We start from the raw sequence: 14387 nt of genomic DNA, 5'->3' as shown, positions 1-14387 counted from the left end.
CCGAACGGGGTCGGGCCGAGATGTGCATGGGTGCCGTCAGACGGGTCAGGTCGACCATCCCGACCCGGACGGCTCGTGGCGCTCGCGGCGGCGGCGGGCGTAGACGTCGTTGGGGCCGGACGGCGGCGGGGCGTCCTCGCGCGGCTCGGCGATCCCGACCGCGAAGTAGCGGAAGGCGTCGGCGCCGTGGCTGGCCCAATCGTGGAGCGGGGTCTTCGAGAACCGCTGCGTGTCGGGGTCAACCTCGTAGCGATAGTTCCGCAGCGCCTGCAGGCCGTCGGCACAGCGGTCCTCGTCGAACCAGCAGCGGTCGAAGATCTGGCGCGCCGCATCGATGCCGGCGGCGACCGGCAGCTTCGGTGTGATCCGGACGTTGTGCCCGGCGGCCCACATCTGTTGCTCGATGGTCCGCTCGGAGGCGAGCAACTCGTTCCGGGCGTCGTGCGGGAGCCAGTGCTCCCCGTAGACGTAGCCCGGAGCCTCACCCTCCGGCTCGGAGCGAGCCTTCAGGACGTCGAGATAGTGCGTCAGCGCGTGGCCGCGGTTCTCGTAGTAATCGATCAGCCGGAACTCGAAGCCGACGATCTGGGCGAACCAGATCGAGGTCTTGTCCGCCCGGCCCAGATCCCAGAACGTGTGCACGGGCTTCGACGGGTCGTAATGGACCTTCGTGAAGCGCCCGACCCGCGTTGCCGCCAGGATCTCGTTGGCGTAGATCGCGCCGTCGAGGACCTGCTTGCAGTTGCCACCCCAGACCGTCTCGTAGGCGATCGGGTCGCGTTCCTTCAGGTCGAGTGCTTCCTGACGCAGGACCTCCGGGAACCACGGATTGTCCTCCCATCCGATCTTGACGACCTGCGCGCCAGTCGGCGGGCGCTTCACGAACCGCTGATAGGTCTCGTCGCCCTCGAGCTCGGTGTTGAAGCTGACCCAGATCTCCGAGCCGGGCTTGCGGATCGTCGGGATCAGCACGTCCCAGGACGATTTCGAGACGGTACGGGCCTCCTCGACCCAGCATACGTCGACGCCTTCGGTCGACTTCACCGACGCCACGTTGTGCCGGAGCCCCTTGAAGATGAACTCGGTCCCCGTGGTCCCGTAGATGCGCTTTTCCTGGATCTCGTAGAAGCGCGAGAGCCCGAGGAGGTCGATCTGCTGCGCCAGGAGGGCGTGAGCCGATTCCGCGATCGAGTTCTGGAACTCGCGGGCGCACAGCACGCGGAGTGGACGCTGTGCCCCGAGGATCAGGAGGGCTCGCCCGAAGCCCCAGGACTTGGCGCCGCCGCGGCCGCCGTAGGCAATCTTGTACCGAGCCGGCTCGAACAGGAACGCGAGCTTCTCGGGGAACTCGATCGTCATCAGGGGATGGCGGGCGGCCGGATGAACTTCACGGTCAGACCGACCGGGATCTCGCCGCCCTCGCCGTCGCCGTCGACCGGCTGGCTGGGCTTGCCGTAGCCACGATCGAGGATCGCCGAGGCGGCCGAGACCCTGGCGGCCTCGCTCGTACCGCCGACCGCGATGTCGATCAGGACCTGCAAGGCAGCTTCGGTGTGCTCCCGCGCGGCGTCACGGACGCGTGCGGAGGCCTTCGGGCGGCCGCCGGGGTTGCCGCTCTGGCCGGGCTGGAAAGGCATTGCTTGGGGTCCTGATCTCAGCTGGGCTTGCGCCGCTCGCAGCGGACCATGACGTAGCGGCGATCCTCGCGGCGCACGTCGAGGGCAGAGGCGCCGACGAGCTCACCCGCCTTGATGCATTCCATCGGCAGGGCGGCGGGCTGCATGACGACGTCGAGCGCCGTGTCGCGCGTGCAGTCGGCCGGGCTGATCGTTGACGCACAGACCAGGATTACGGCGAGGAGCTGCATCACGTAGCTCCCTGTTCGACGCCGAAGCACCGGCGGGCCTCGTCGGCCGAGAGCTTCGCGGGGTCCGGTCCCGTGACACCGAGCGAGTCCTCGCCGGCGCTGATCTCGCCGCCCAAGACGTTGACGCGCATCCGTCGCCTGGCCGTTGGACTGGCGACGATCGCCGAGCCCGGGACCGGCCGCAGAACGCTCTCCGGGCAGCGGTAGACCGCTTCGTCATCGTGATCGGTCAAAGCGCGCATCCTGTGAGGCGGAACTCGTCGGTGCGCACCGCACCGCCGCGAAGGAAGGTGATCTGCAGGTCGCGCGGGTCGGCGATGTTTCGGCGGACGCTAGCCAGCGTCGCCAGGACCTGGACCCACTGCACCGCGGTGGGGCGACCATCAGCGACATGGACCGCGAACTCGCGGAGCCAGCGCATGAAGGCGGGGGGCGACATCACAGGAACCCCTTGCCGGCGTTGTCGCGGAACAGCTCGCCGTCCTCGATGTAGCCGAGGGTGGTCTCGAGCTTGGCGTGCCGCATGTGGCCGGCGATGTGCCGGAGGTCGGCGCCGACATCCCCGGCCGTCGTCGCGAATCCGCGCCGGGCCGAGTGTCCGCTGAAGCCCTCCGGATCGAGGCCGACGGCGGCGCACCGTGCCTTGACGATGCGGGCGAACTGGCCGGCCGTAAGACGGTCGTGCGAGAGGCGGCCGCGGTCGGCGCCGCGGAAGATCGGGCCGTCGGCGATGCCCGAGGCGGCGAGCCACGTGGCCAACGCCGCCGGGACCTTGAGCTTGCCGTCGGGCACAGCGACCGTGCGGCCCCTGCCCTGCTGGTCGGTCTTGGACCGTCCGATACGGACGAGCAGTCCCTTGCGATGCGTCTCCACGTCGACGACGTCGAGCGCGACGAGCTCGGAGCGGCGCAGCGCGGCGCCGAAGCACAGCAGGATCAGCGCGCGGTCGCGATGCCCGGCCAGGTCTGGCCTGATCTTTCGCACCACCTTGGCGACGAGATCGGCGGTCAGCGCCTGTTTCTTGACAGGGCGGCGGCCGAGCGTGTTGCGGATGCCGGCCAGGATCGACCGGACCTCCTCGAGCGCCGTCGGGGCGGTGTGGCCGGCGGCGCGGTGGACCGCAGCGATGGCGGCGGCCCGGCGGTCGATCGTCGAGACGGACCGGCCGAGCCCGGCGAGGTGGGTCAGGTAGCGGCCGACCGTACGGCCCGAAGCCGGGAGCGTGTCGGCGCCCTGGTCGGCGCACCAGCCGGTGAAGTCGCGCCAGTCCGCGGCGTAGGCCCGGCGGGTAGCGTCGGATTTCGAGGCCGCGGCAAATCCGGCGGCGGCGGCATCGAGGGCGTCGGCCGAGGTCGAGACGTCCGTCGTCGGACGCACGATAAGGGCGCCCTCCAACATGCCGAAAACCCCGGTTTGGAGGCCCGAGAAGGGCGATTATCGTGCGCCCAGGCTCATCGTAGGCGGAGACCGATCGGGGCCGAACGACGAAGCTCACTCGAAAGCCGCGTTGAGAGTGGTTTCGAGCGAGGATCAGGCCCGCGCGGCGAGCGCCTTCGGCCGGGCTCGGAACGCGACGGTCGCGCGGGTGCCGGGGATCGAGCCGGGCTGGAAGGATGCGGCGACCGAACGGCGCGGAACCGCCTCGCGGGGAAGGTCGGCGCCGGTCAGATCGCGGTAGAGGCGGCGCAACCCAAGACGCAGGTCGCCGATCTCGCCGAGAAACGTCTCGACGGTATGCCGATGGCCCGGAACCCGGAGCCGGTCGGCCTGGCGGAGCAGGTCGTGGACCTGTTCGGCTCGCTCGCGATCCGTCATCGTGGTCCGATCTTGGCAGAAAAGCCCGCGCGCGTCAGCCGCCGCAACGCCTTGGCGATTGAGCAGTTTCGCAGTTGGCTGAAAGCTGGCGGGGACGGCAGGGGTCGAACCTGCGACCTTCTGGTTCGAAGCCAGACACTCTATCCAGCTGAGCTACGTCCCCAGGTCCGGACATGCGAAGGGCCGTCAACCCTTCGGCTGCGGCCCCACGTCTCGCGACGCTGTCTTTCTGCAATGGTTCGCCCGTCGGGTCAAGGAAGGGCTCTCGTTCGCGATGGGTGGAAAGCGACCGCGCCACCTTTGCGGCAGAAAAGCAGCTAACCCTTCCCCGTAGACAGCACATAGGCGACGACGGCGTTGGCATGACCGTGGCCCATCCCATGCTCACTTTTCAGCATCGACACCAGATCCATGTGCTTTGCGGGTAGTCGGTCCCGGACAAGCTGCTGCCATTCGCTAATTGGGCGTCCGTACTTCTTCTCGATCGAAGGAAAGTACGACGTTGGTCCCTTAGTGGGCTCAGTCAACATGGGGCACCTTTCGAGCGAGTTTGACGATGTTAGCCTCGCTGTAAGCAGTGCAGGCTGCAACTTGTTCGCATAAGCCGGTGCGCCAGGACTAGCGGAAGTTCGCTAAGGGTGGAAGCGGACCCTGACCCTTCGGCCTGAAGCGGACGTTCCGCCTAGGAGCCATAGCGGACCATCAGCCTCGACGTTGCAGCCCTGCCTCCCGCGCTGCCTCAATCATCGAGCGGATACGCGCTGCCATCGTGTCGATGGCGAATGGCTTGGTCAGCACCGCCATGCCAGGCGCGAGTTGCCCATTACCGAGAATGGCGTTCTCCGCGTAGCCGGTGATGAACAGCACCTTGAGGTCGGGTCGATGGACCCGCGCGGCGTCAGTCATCTGCCGCCCGTTCATACCGCCGGGGAGCCCGACATCAGTCACGAGGAGGTCTATGCGCACGTCCGATTGCAGCACCTTCAGGCCTGTCGCACTGTCGCCCGCCTCGATTGCCGCGTAGCCAAGGTCTTCAAGGATGTCGGTCACTAACATGCGGACAGTTGGCTCATCGTCCACGACCAGCACCGTCTCGCCCTGCTCGGAACGCGGAAGGTCGGAGGCTCTCATGGAGACGTCATCGTCCGCGACCTCTCCGTAATGGCGAGGCAGGTAGATGCACACCGTGGTGCCTTGTCCAACCTCCGAGTAGATGCGGACCTGCCCACCCGACTGCTGGGCAAAGCCGTAGATCATCGAAAGCCCAAGGCCGGTCCCCTCGCCGATCGGCTTGGTGGTGAAGAACGGCTCGAAGGCTCGCGCGATCACCTCGGGCGACATCCCAACGCCTGTATCGGTGACACACAGCGAGAGGTACTGCCCCTCGGGAATGGCCTGCTTGATGGCCGCTTGCTCATCGAGCCACTTGTTGGCGGTCTCAATGGTGATGCGCCCGCCGTCCGGCAACGCGTCACGAGCATTGATGCACAGGTTCAACAGTGCGTTCTCAAGTTGCGAGGGATCGACCAGAGCCGGCCAGAGCCCGGACGCGCCAACGACCTCGACCTGTATGTTCGGGCCAACTGTACGCTGGATCAACTCCTGCATGCCGGCCGCGAGCCGGTTCACATTTGTCGGTTTTGGGTCGAGCGTCTGGCGGCGCGAGAACGCGAGCAGCCGATGCGTCAGGGCAGCCGCGCGCTTCGCCGCCCCCTGAGCCGCCGTCATGTAGCGGTCCACATCGGTAAGGCGGCCCTGCTGTATCCGGGTCTGCATCAGCTCCAGGGAGCCGGAGATGCCTGCGAGCAAGTTGTTGAAGTCGTGGGCCAGCCCACCGGTAAGTTGCCCAACGGCTTCCATCTTCTGCGCTTGACGAAGGGCCTCCTCGGTCCTGCTCAAGGTCTCAGCCTGCTCCTTCTCCGCCGTGATGTGCCGTCCGCTGGCGTAGATCAGTTCAGCCTCGGGGGCAGCAACCCACGAGATCCAACGGAAGCCTCCGTCTTTGTGGCGGTAGCGATTCTCAACGACCGGCAGGTTCTCGACACGCGCAAGCTCTAGCGCACGGTTGGTCAACGCCTCATCTTCCGGAAGCACAAAGTCGAACACCGACCTGCCGTTCACATCTTCAAGTGTCCAGCCGAGGATCGCGGTAAAGGCAGGGTTGACGGCTTGAAACACGCCCGCACCGTTGATGATGACCTGAATGTCTTGTGTGTTACGCCAGAGTCGATCCCGTTCGCGAGATCGTTCAGCCACCTGCCTTTCGAGGTCAAGATTCAGATCCGCGAGATCAGCTTGTGACTGAACGCCTGCTGTCGTTTCCATGCAGCAGCAGAACATTCCTGCTACGCGGCCATCTTCGTCGCGGATTGGTGAGTAGGAGAACGTGAACCATGTGTCTTCATATTGCCCTCGACGCATCATGTGCAAAGGTAGATCTGCTGAGAACGTGGCCTCACCGGCCATGGCACGCTGAATTAGCGGATTGATGTCAGGCCAGATCTCAGACCAAATTACCTCAAATGGACAGCCAAGCGCTGCCGGGTGTTTATTGCCAAGGATTTCTGCGTAGGCATCATTATATATAAATCCGAGCTCCTGGCCCCAAGCGATAAACATCGGGAATGCAGAGTTCAGCATGAGGCTCGCCGTCATACGCAATGGTGCAGGCCAGGCGTCGAGAGGACCTAACGGGGAACGGGACCAATCATGAGCCCGCATCCGCGCGCCCATCTCACCGCCATTTAGGAACGCAGCCTCCCAGCCCACCGAATTAGCCACGGTTCGCCTAGCCATGCGCAGCCGGGCTCCTAATCGCCGCGAGGGTTGACGCTTCGTCCCGCTCCAGCAGGCGAAGCGCGGAGCGCAGAACCTCGCTGATGCTGCGGTAGCGGCCCGAGGCGAGGAAGGCGCGAAGGAGCGCGTCCTGTTCCGGAGTGATCGAGACGGTAACGGTGCGGCGCACGGACATAGGCGAGCCATGCCTGATGAGGTTTGTTCTTACAAGCACGTCACGGATACACAGGCGCAGCTCTGAGTGCTTCTGGTTGTGGGTCTAGGCGCAATGCCGAACGTCCGCTTCCCAAATACCCGGACGTAGGTCATCCTCCATCAAGCTGATGCGAATCGGACCTGCCGAGGGTCCGCAAAAGGTCGGAAGCGGGCCTTAGGCGGTGGGTACCAAGGGTCAGATTTCGACCATTAGATGGCTTCCGCCTCCTACGCCGCTGCCATTGCTGCCGACCTTTTCAGGCGATCACCGACATCGGCAGCCTGGGTCGCGTACTCGTCCCGGATCAGCGTCGCCGCCGGCGCTGTCGCCGTGTGCTGGGCTTCGGTCAGGCCTTCGAGCAGGAACCGGAAGTGCGCCGCGACCTGGGCCACGGCCTTGTCGCCCGACTTGCCGCGCTGGGCCGCGTAGGCCGCGAAAGTGACGCGCTCGGCCAGGATCTGGCGCAGGAACTGGGCCCCCACCGTGCCGATCGCAAGTTCGATGCGGGCCGTGAACTTCCGGACCTTCTGGGCGTCCTCGATCGACAGGATGATCGCCAGCTCGTGCGCGACGGTCTGGTCCCGCGAACCGCCCTCCCCCCAGCCGGCCGATCCGAGGCGGGCGCCAGAGCCGCGCTCGTAGACGACCTGGATCATCCGGCCCACGAGGAGCTGGGCTTGCGTGATGCGGCCCGAGGCGCGCTCGGCCGCCAGGACGTCGGTGCGGCGGTTGATCGGCGCTGAGTGGTAGCAGCCGGGCCGTTCCGCATCCGGGAACAGGCCTTCGCCCATCTCGACCTCGACGTCCCGCGCCAGCAACGGCAGGACGAGGCGTGCCTGCCGGCGTGCGGCCGAGGCGATGCGCTTCTTGGCGGTGCGGGTGGTGCTGGACGACGGATTGGCCGACGCGGTCACGGTGGTGCCCCTGTGCTCAAACTGTCAGCATGGCGTCCGATGCCGACTTTACGGGTGTCAAGTCGCTGTCGCGGGCTGAGATTGCGGCATCCGCGCTGTTCTTGGCGTCGGCGATCCGCTGGCAGGCGCGGCGGCGGCGGTCCTCGAAGGTCGACCGGCGCCATCCCGTCTCGATGCAGAACTGCGCGATCGATCCGCCGACCAAGCCCTTCGTCGCCTTGCACCGCGCCCAGATCAGCAGTGCCCGGCGTTCGTTGGATCTGTCGCCGAGCACGGTGCCTGAGAACGAGACGATGTCGAAGGTGGCGCTCGGCACGTCGGGACCGATCGCCATCAGGGTGTTGCCGCGCGGCGCGTAGATCGCCGTCGTCGGCATGGCCCGGAAGGCCGCCAGCAGCCACAGCTCGACATCCGCGCAGGTCCATCGCCGAGAAGACAAGGGAGGATCGGCGCCACCCTGTCGTGTGCTCATCCGGCTAAACCTCTCCTTCTCTCTCTTAGTGTGAGGGTTTGTATGGTTTTTGGGGTGGTTCTCAGTAGGAATGGAAAAAGATGCAGTTGCGAGTTTCGCGCGTGCGCGTGGAAACGACCCCTGAAACACCCCAAACCCCAGGTCAGGCGGCTGCGATTGGGGGTCACAGCATCGTCTCCTGGACGTCGCGATCGACCTGGACCAGGACGTAGCGATTGCCGCGCTTGGCATCGGCAAGCATCTCCAGGCGCCAGCCGTTGACGACGCGCCCCTTGATCCGCGTGAGCCATCGGCCGAGGCGCTTGGTGGAGATCACGGGGCCGGCGTTGGCCTGCCGCATGAGGATGTCCCGGAAATCGGGGTGCATGTACGCGCCCTCGATGAAGCGCTCGGACGCCACCTCCTCGATCTGGATCGAGGTGTAGGACGCACCGACGACGAGGGCCGCGCGCCAGGCTTCGAACAGCTCGCTGATCACGACGAGCTCGGGGTCCTCGTCGCGCATGATGTCCATGCTCGCGACGGGGTCGGCCTCGCCGAGCCAGATCAGCGCGGACCGCACCGAATCCGACCAGGCCCTATAGCTGCCGATCGGCCCGCACATCGGCGGCGAGCCGGCGGCGCGGTAGGCGCGCACGATGGTGATCGCCGCCGCGATGTAGGCGCCCCGGTCGTCGAGGATCCTGGCGATGGGATCGAAGTCGAACTGGCGCAGCTCGGGACGCTCGACGCGCGGGTCGAGGGTGCACATCACCGCGCGGCGCGTCATGTCGCCGACCATGGTGAGGTTGTTGCCGGTGGCGAAAACCGTCGCCCGGCACTCGATCTCCGGCACCTCGCTTTTGCCAAGGATGCGCACGCGCACCAGCGGCCGTTCGGTCATCTGGCAGAGCATGTCGCCGCCGAGCTCGCCGTTGACGTTGTCGATCGAGATGACCGGCGCGCCGTCGAGGAGCAGGGCCCCGAGGCGCTTCTCGGTTTCCTCCTCGGTTTTGCCCACCGCCATGACCGAGCAGGGCCGGCCGGTCGCGATCGTCGACAGGACGTCGACGAGGAAGCTCTTGCCCGTCCCGGCCGTGCTCGCCCGGATGCCGTGCAGCGGTGCTACGGGCAGAGCGGGCCGGATCACCGCGGTGAGGATGCCCGACAGCGCCACGGCCTGATCGACCGCCTTCACGAAGGGGAAGCCCGCCAGGGGCTCCTTGAGCAGCGTCAGCGCGTCGACGGCGTCCTCGCGGCTCGGCGCCTCCAGGATCTCGGGCATCTCGAGCGTCTCGTCGAGCATCAGGTAGAGACGCGTCGCCGGATCGTAGCCGGCTTTGTCGAGCAGGGTGCCGTCGGGCCGCAGCGTCGGCGTGGTGATAATGCCGGCCACCGGCGGCACGCGCCACTTGCCTTCGCGGGACAGGAGCGTCGCGGCGACCTTCGCCGGCGGGTCGATGTTGCCCCAGGCGCGCCGGCGCTCGTCGTACCGTTGGAACTTCGCGGTCTGCGCCAGGACGTCGGTGAGGGCATCGGCCCCGAGCGGCCGCAGCCGGGCGATGCGAACCAGGCGGCCGCCGCCGGTCGGTACCACGTCGGTGATCGGGCGCACGAGGTTGCCCGCCCGCGAGAAGATCGGCTCGGCCGCGTTGATGAGCACCTGCTCCGCCTCGTCGACGACGCGTGGCAGCTCGCTCGCCACCACCTTAATGATGGGCAGGCCGTGATCCTCGCTCGAGTCCGAGGCGCGGTCGATCTCCTGCCGGCTCCTGCGCCGCTGTTGCCGCTGCTGTCGTTCGGCGTCGTCTAACCGGATGACGTCCGTCATGCTGCCACCGTGCCGATCGCCGAGACGGGAACCACGATGCGGGGCAGACGGACCTCCTCGAGCATCGCCTTGAGCTTCCGGCCCACCTCCACATCCGGCGCCTGGATCGCCGGCACTTCGAGCAGCTGCTGCCGCGCGATCGTCTCGTCGACGATGCAGGCGCCGGTCCGCCATCCTGCCAGCCAGGCGCGCGGGTCGGCCGCGAGCACCAGCGGCTCGTCGCGGCTGGCGCGCCAGATCGCATCGCCGCCGAGCAACCCGACGCACCCCTCGAGCGTGGCGAGGCGGCCCGATCGCGGGTGCCAGGCGATCCAGTCGATGAGCCATCCGCCCTCGATGGCGGGGATCAGATAGGCGGCAACGAGGTCGTCGGGCTCGCCCTGGCAGTCCACGGCCCTGACAAAGCGCCGGCCGCGCAGGAACCGCACGGCCTCGCGGGTGACCGTGAAGCGGGCATCGAACGGCACGGAGAACGGGATCCGGGTCTCGCGCGGATCGGCGAGATAGCCGGCCAGCGCGAAGGGTGAGACATCACCCGCGACGAACCAGTCGAGGTCGACCTGACGCAGGTGGCTCATGACTGGACCACCGTGACGCGCGTCGCCGCCCGGGTCAGGCCGGTGTAGAGCCAGCGGCGGGAGTGCTCGCGGAAGGCGCCGGCCTCGTCGAACAGCACGACGTCGTCCCACTGCGATCCCTGCGCCTTGTGGACGGTCAGGGCGTAGCCATAAGTGAACTCGTCGAAGCCGCGGCGATCGTCGGCCTCGAGGCTCGCTTCAGTGCCGGCGAAGAACTCTGGTCGCACCGCGACTCCGAGCGGTTCGGCATCGGCCTCATCCTGCGGCTTCACCGTAAGCCGGATCGCGTCCCGGTCGTGGTCGACGACGTCGCGGACGGTCCAGAGGCCGCCGTTGAGGAGACCGAGCTGCCGGTTGTTCTTGAGGCAGACGAGTCGGTCGCCCTTCTCCGGCCCGCGCGGATCACGCCCCTGAATCGCCCGGACCTTCTCGTTGACGGACTGGCGCGTGGCGTTGCGCCCGACGAGGACCTGGTCGGCCTTGATCACCGCCGACTGGCCGAGCGCGTCGCGTCGGATTACGCGGCTCTCGCCGTAGGCTCCGCACGACAGCCGGCCGCCCTCGCGCACCGTCATCGACATGCGGATGATCGGGTTGTCCGCGGCCTGCCGATGCACCTCGGTCAGCATGAAGTTTGGGTGGCGGCCGGTGAAGTACCCGGCGCCATTGACCGGCGGGAGCTGTGCGGGATCGCCAAGCACCAGCACCTTGGCGCCGAACGACATCAGGTCGGCCCCGAGCTCCGGGCCCACCATCGACACCTCGTCGATCACCACGAGGTCGGCTTCCGCCACCGGGCTGTCGTGGTTTAGCTCGAACGTCGGCGGGCCGCCGCGCCGGCCGCTCCGGACGCGGTAGATCAGGCTGTGGATCGTCGAGGCGTCCGCGCAGCCCTTCGACTGCAGGACGAGGGCCGCCTTGCCGGTGAAGGCGGCGAACAGCACGTCGCCGTCGACGCCGGCGGCCAGGCGCTTGGCGAGCGTCGTCTTGCCCGATCCGGCGTAGCCCCCGAGGTAGAAGGGCGTCGTCTCGTCCGACGTGCGCCAGGCCTCGACGGCCTTCAGCGCCTGGTCCTGCTGCGGACTCCACGTCATCGGCGGGCCCCCATAGTCCGCCCGTTCGAGCGCACGATCCGCGACGGCTCCTCGATGAGATGCACGCGATCGAGATTGGCGAGATGATGGGCGGTGATCGACGCGATCTGCCGGAGGTCTGCCGCCTCGCGCTGACGGTCGGCCGGGTTGGCGTTCGGCAGTTTCGCCAGCGCGGCCGCGGCCTCGTCGGCGCGGCGGATGTAGCCGTCGACCCGGAGGAGCACGGCCTCCAGGTCGGCGAACCGCTCCAGGAACTCGTGCTCGGCCGCGCGCCGGTCTGCGATCCAGTCGGGGGAGGCTTGGCCCATGGCGCTACTCCGCCGCCACGAGCAGCGGCGCGGGCGCCGGCTGGTAGAGGTTCACGAAGTCGGGCCGGGCGAACCGCTGGAAGGCCTCGCCGTAGGGAGGGAAGCTGCAGGCGCGAACCAGGTCGTAGAAGCCTTCGGGCTTCTCGCTGTTCTCGCCGACGGGCCAATCGTGATCGGTAGGCGTGGCGCGCGCCGGCGCCCGGGTGCGCAGCGTGCCGCGCACGGCGAAGATGACGTGCTCTGTCCGGTTCCTAAAGTAGCGGCCGAAGCCGATGTCGGGCTTTGTCCAGGTCAGCACCGTCTTGTGGGCGAAGCCCCACGGCTCGAGGAGGCCGAAGGCGACCTGGAGCGTGTTGTTCGTCGCCCAGAGGTACAGGTGACAGTCGTCCTCGGCCCACTCGCCGACGGGCATGTCCCGGATCTCGTCGAGCGGCATCAGGGCATAGTCGTGCCCGGCCGCGTCCGAGATGTTGTCCTCGCCCCATGGTGGGTCGACGACGAGGGTGCGGAAACGGCCGGCGACCGGCTGCAGTCCGAGGATGCGCTCCTCGTCCCTGGCACGCAGGAGCTTGGTATGCGGGCCGTTAACCTTGCCGGTGCGGTCCATCTCGGCGAGCAGCGGTCCGAATAGTTCGGGCTCGGCCGTGGCGGCGCGGCAGATGTCCCCGATCTTCTCGAGCTGGCGTCCGGAGATCCCGAAGTGCCGGGCGATGCGGTCGCGGGCGTCCGAAGGCCCGGAAACTTTCCGGCCCTTGCCGCCGGCGGACATACGCTTCAGCGCCTCGGCGCGCTCGCTCTCGAGGAGGGCGAGGCCCATGGCGTGAATCTGGCTGGGTCGGAAGACGGGGCCGGACTTCATGCGGCGGTCCACGATTGCGCGTCCCCGAACAGCCCATCGCCGCGACCGACCAGGAACCGGCTTGCAATCGCGGTCTCGGCCGCGCTCGGCGTGATCGTCTTGTGCGGCGCCGGCCCCTGGCCTGGTCGGCGGGCCGGCGGCGGATCGAGGCGGTACCGGCGCCCGCGCGGGCCCGGCTCGGCCACCAGCATCCAGCCGGCGAGGCACCAGGCCACCACGCGCTGCGCAGGCTCGGGGAGGTCGGAGGGGCGGGTGTAGCTGATCATACTGCGATCCCAGGCGCGGCAAGGCCAGGGAAGTGGACGGTCGACGATGCGACGGGCGCCAGCTCCTCGATCTGGATCACCAGCTCGGGCTTGGCGCCGTACCGCTTCTCGATCGCCGCCTTGGCAATCTGCTTGTCGTCCCGCCAGACGACCTCGTTCAGGGCGTCGAGCACCTTCAGCAGATTGCGGCGTCCGGCATGATCGTCGGCCACAGATCACCCGAGAGGGCTGCGGCACGCCGCTTCTTCGGCCAGCTCACCGGCACGGGAAAGACAGCGACCACGGACACGGCAAGAGGCCCGTCGATCGGGGCGGCCTCGCCCATCACATCCTGCCCTGCGAGCCGAAGCGCACTCTCGTAGGAGCGCGTCCGGCCGGGGGTAAAGGCGTGACCGGTCGCCTTGGCGAAGCGAGGTCGGCCCTTCCCGACCGGGAGGCCCGAAAGGCGGATGATGATGGGCGAGGCCATGACCGTTCAAGCCGCTACGGTTTTGCGGGCAGTGCGACGCTGCCGCTTAGGGGCTGGCTCATCTGCCGGCCCCTCCCCGCCGAACTCGCGATCAACCTCCGCCACCGGCGCGGGTGTACCGTCGCCGGACCCTGCTTCCTCGCCATCTTCGTCGTTCTGCTTGTCGAGCATGCTGGTCTGGTCCGGCTGCGGCCGTGCGATCCACCGCTCGCCAAAGAACTCGCCCGCTTCGGCCAAGACCAGGATCGCGGAGCCAACGCCGTGCTCGGTAACCCGCGTGGTGTTCCCGACGGTGAGCACGGCAGCGGGGGCAGGGAGATGCAGGAGGTTCAGCAGGGAACGCAGGTACAGGGCGCGATCGGGCGGGCTGGGGAGCATCAGCCGATGGCGCATGGAAAGGGACGAGCCGGCCGGGGTCAGATTGCGATGGGTCCGGCCGGCTTGCTCACGCACCGGAGGCTGACGCCTTCCACGAGCGTGATCTCGGGATTTGACGCCGCAACCGCCTGTCGAAACGAGGGGTCGTTGTACGGTCGCGGCGATCGGCCGGCTGAGCCCGGCGCTCATAGCGTCCACGCCCAGCGGCAGAACGCAACGAGGCCGATGAGCATGACGACGAGGCCAACCAGCAGCGCGGATACTCAGCCCGTGATGCATGCCGTCGAGGAGGACAATGGCGAGCAGGCCGGTGACGGCAGCAATAGCAGCCATTACGCGACGCTCACTTCGGAGGGCCCGACCATTCCTGACGCGGGCGACTGGTAGAGATCGGGGCGAAGCTCGTGGCGGGGAACGCCAGACGCAGCTTCGACCTTCAGCACCCTTAAAGGTGGGCACGATTGCCACTGGCTGATTGCCGCGGAGCTGATGCCCAACGACCGGGCAAGAGCAGCATGGCCACCCGCCAACTCGATAGCTTTTTTAAGGGCTGCTTCACTCATGT

General features: G+C 67.5%; 23 protein-coding genes and 1 tRNA gene. 1 reads left to right on the top strand and 23 read right to left on the bottom strand.

From position 1 onward, the window contains the following. Nucleotides 1–45: 45 nt before the first annotated feature. From ASG40_RS17765 to ASG40_RS17675, 22 genes are all read right to left on the bottom strand, one after another. Nucleotides 46–1359: a PBSX family phage terminase large subunit gene (locus tag ASG40_RS17765; RefSeq protein WP_055888686.1), complete on the bottom strand. Its 1314-nt coding sequence runs from the start codon at nucleotides 1357–1359 to the stop codon at nucleotides 46–48. After that, on the bottom strand, nucleotides 1359–1637 hold the full coding sequence (locus ASG40_RS17760) for a DUF5681 domain-containing protein (RefSeq protein WP_055888684.1): 279 nt from the start codon (nucleotides 1635–1637) through the stop codon (nucleotides 1359–1361). The genes ASG40_RS17765 and ASG40_RS17760 overlap by 1 nt, the downstream gene beginning before the upstream one ends. A 17-nt stretch (nucleotides 1638–1654) precedes the next feature. Further along, complete coding sequence (locus tag ASG40_RS17755; protein WP_055888682.1) at nucleotides 1655–1867, bottom strand: hypothetical protein; 213 nt, start codon at nucleotides 1865–1867, stop codon at nucleotides 1655–1657. Next, entirely contained in the window at nucleotides 1867–2100 is a 234-nt protein-coding gene (locus ASG40_RS21380) for a hypothetical protein (protein WP_156387800.1), read from the bottom strand. The genes ASG40_RS17755 and ASG40_RS21380 overlap by 1 nt, the downstream gene beginning before the upstream one ends. Next, nucleotides 2097–2306, bottom strand: a complete 210-nt coding sequence (locus ASG40_RS17750) for a hypothetical protein (RefSeq protein ID WP_055888680.1) — start codon at nucleotides 2304–2306, stop codon at nucleotides 2097–2099. Before ASG40_RS17750 ends, ASG40_RS21380 begins: the two co-directional genes overlap by 4 nt. Next, nucleotides 2306–3244 carry a site-specific integrase gene (locus ASG40_RS17745; protein WP_156387799.1) on the bottom strand — a complete coding sequence of 313 codons (939 nt, stop codon included), beginning with the start codon at nucleotides 3242–3244 and terminating at the stop codon, nucleotides 2306–2308. Before ASG40_RS17745 ends, ASG40_RS17750 begins: the two co-directional genes overlap by 1 nt. Nucleotides 3245–3397: 153 nt before the next feature. Then, nucleotides 3398–3682: a hypothetical protein gene (locus ASG40_RS17740; RefSeq protein WP_055888675.1), complete on the bottom strand. Its 285-nt coding sequence runs from the start codon at nucleotides 3680–3682 to the stop codon at nucleotides 3398–3400. Between the two features lie 86 nt (nucleotides 3683–3768). Continuing rightward, nucleotides 3769–3845 (bottom strand) — tRNA-Arg (locus ASG40_RS17735). A gap of 154 nt (nucleotides 3846–3999) precedes the next feature. Then, nucleotides 4000–4212, bottom strand: coding sequence for a DUF4287 domain-containing protein (locus tag ASG40_RS20825; protein ID WP_082494627.1), 213 nt, complete (start codon nucleotides 4210–4212; stop codon nucleotides 4000–4002). A 172-nt stretch (nucleotides 4213–4384) separates the two neighbouring features. Beyond that, nucleotides 4385–6415: a hybrid sensor histidine kinase/response regulator gene (locus tag ASG40_RS17730; RefSeq protein ID WP_082494643.1), complete on the bottom strand. Its 2031-nt coding sequence runs from the start codon at nucleotides 6413–6415 to the stop codon at nucleotides 4385–4387. Between the two features lie 55 nt (nucleotides 6416–6470). Then, the gene (locus tag ASG40_RS17725; RefSeq protein ID WP_055888674.1) at nucleotides 6471–6653 is read right to left on the bottom strand and encodes a ribbon-helix-helix domain-containing protein; all 183 of its coding nucleotides are present in this window, start codon (nucleotides 6651–6653) and stop codon (nucleotides 6471–6473) included. A gap of 248 nt (nucleotides 6654–6901) precedes the next feature. Next, complete coding sequence (locus ASG40_RS21810; protein ID WP_055888672.1) at nucleotides 6902–7588, bottom strand: hypothetical protein; 687 nt, start codon at nucleotides 7586–7588, stop codon at nucleotides 6902–6904. 16 nt (nucleotides 7589–7604) lie between these two features. Beyond that, on the bottom strand, nucleotides 7605–8060 hold the full coding sequence (locus ASG40_RS17715; protein WP_200938242.1) for a hypothetical protein: 456 nt from the start codon (nucleotides 8058–8060) through the stop codon (nucleotides 7605–7607). Between the two features lie 163 nt (nucleotides 8061–8223). Then, a complete protein-coding gene (locus ASG40_RS17710) occupies nucleotides 8224–9870 on the bottom strand; it encodes a hypothetical protein (RefSeq protein WP_055888668.1) in 1647 nt (548 codons plus the stop codon). Further along, on the bottom strand, nucleotides 9867–10448 hold the full coding sequence (locus ASG40_RS17705; protein WP_055888666.1) for a hypothetical protein: 582 nt from the start codon (nucleotides 10446–10448) through the stop codon (nucleotides 9867–9869). The genes ASG40_RS17710 and ASG40_RS17705 overlap by 4 nt, the downstream gene beginning before the upstream one ends. Further along, nucleotides 10445–11542 carry an ATP-dependent DNA helicase gene (locus tag ASG40_RS17700; RefSeq protein ID WP_055888664.1) on the bottom strand — a complete coding sequence of 366 codons (1098 nt, stop codon included), beginning with the start codon at nucleotides 11540–11542 and terminating at the stop codon, nucleotides 10445–10447. The genes ASG40_RS17705 and ASG40_RS17700 overlap by 4 nt, the downstream gene beginning before the upstream one ends. Beyond that, on the bottom strand, nucleotides 11539–11850 hold the full coding sequence (locus ASG40_RS17695) for a hypothetical protein (protein WP_055888657.1): 312 nt from the start codon (nucleotides 11848–11850) through the stop codon (nucleotides 11539–11541). Before ASG40_RS17695 ends, ASG40_RS17700 begins: the two co-directional genes overlap by 4 nt. A 4-nt stretch (nucleotides 11851–11854) precedes the next feature. Beyond that, on the bottom strand, nucleotides 11855–12709 hold the full coding sequence (locus ASG40_RS17690; protein ID WP_244472442.1) for an MT-A70 family methyltransferase: 855 nt from the start codon (nucleotides 12707–12709) through the stop codon (nucleotides 11855–11857). Continuing rightward, nucleotides 12706–12975, bottom strand: a complete 270-nt coding sequence (locus ASG40_RS17685) for a hypothetical protein (RefSeq protein WP_055888655.1) — start codon at nucleotides 12973–12975, stop codon at nucleotides 12706–12708. Before ASG40_RS17685 ends, ASG40_RS17690 begins: the two co-directional genes overlap by 4 nt. Continuing rightward, nucleotides 12972–13187 (bottom strand): RusA family crossover junction endodeoxyribonuclease, encoded by a 216-nt coding sequence (locus tag ASG40_RS20815; protein ID WP_082524133.1) that lies wholly within the window; start codon nucleotides 13185–13187, stop codon nucleotides 12972–12974. The genes ASG40_RS17685 and ASG40_RS20815 overlap by 4 nt, the downstream gene beginning before the upstream one ends. Beyond that, nucleotides 13151–13444: a RusA family crossover junction endodeoxyribonuclease gene (locus tag ASG40_RS22600; RefSeq protein WP_055888653.1), complete on the bottom strand. Its 294-nt coding sequence runs from the start codon at nucleotides 13442–13444 to the stop codon at nucleotides 13151–13153. The genes ASG40_RS20815 and ASG40_RS22600 overlap by 37 nt, the downstream gene beginning before the upstream one ends. A gap of 6 nt (nucleotides 13445–13450) precedes the next feature. After that, complete coding sequence (locus tag ASG40_RS17675) at nucleotides 13451–13897, bottom strand: hypothetical protein (protein WP_156387798.1); 447 nt, start codon at nucleotides 13895–13897, stop codon at nucleotides 13451–13453. A gap of 150 nt (nucleotides 13898–14047) precedes the next feature. On the opposite strand from ASG40_RS17675, the gene ASG40_RS21545 reads away from it, so the two are divergent. Continuing rightward, entirely contained in the window at nucleotides 14048–14209 is a 162-nt protein-coding gene (locus ASG40_RS21545; RefSeq protein WP_162240605.1) for a hypothetical protein, read from the top strand. On the opposite strand, the gene ASG40_RS20810 is transcribed toward ASG40_RS21545, so the two are convergent. Beyond that, nucleotides 14155–14385 (bottom strand): transcriptional regulator, encoded by a 231-nt coding sequence (locus tag ASG40_RS20810; RefSeq protein ID WP_082494625.1) that lies wholly within the window; start codon nucleotides 14383–14385, stop codon nucleotides 14155–14157. The two genes, ASG40_RS21545 and ASG40_RS20810, sit on opposite strands and share 55 nt — an antisense overlap. Nucleotides 14386–14387: the final 2 nt, after the last annotated feature.

The organism is Methylobacterium sp. Leaf399, from assembly GCF_001424525.1.
In the GTDB taxonomy this organism is placed as follows: domain Bacteria; phylum Pseudomonadota; class Alphaproteobacteria; order Rhizobiales; family Beijerinckiaceae; genus Methylobacterium.
The sequence above is the reverse complement of the archived record's forward strand: the minus strand, read 5'-3'. Positions and strand labels throughout refer to the sequence as shown.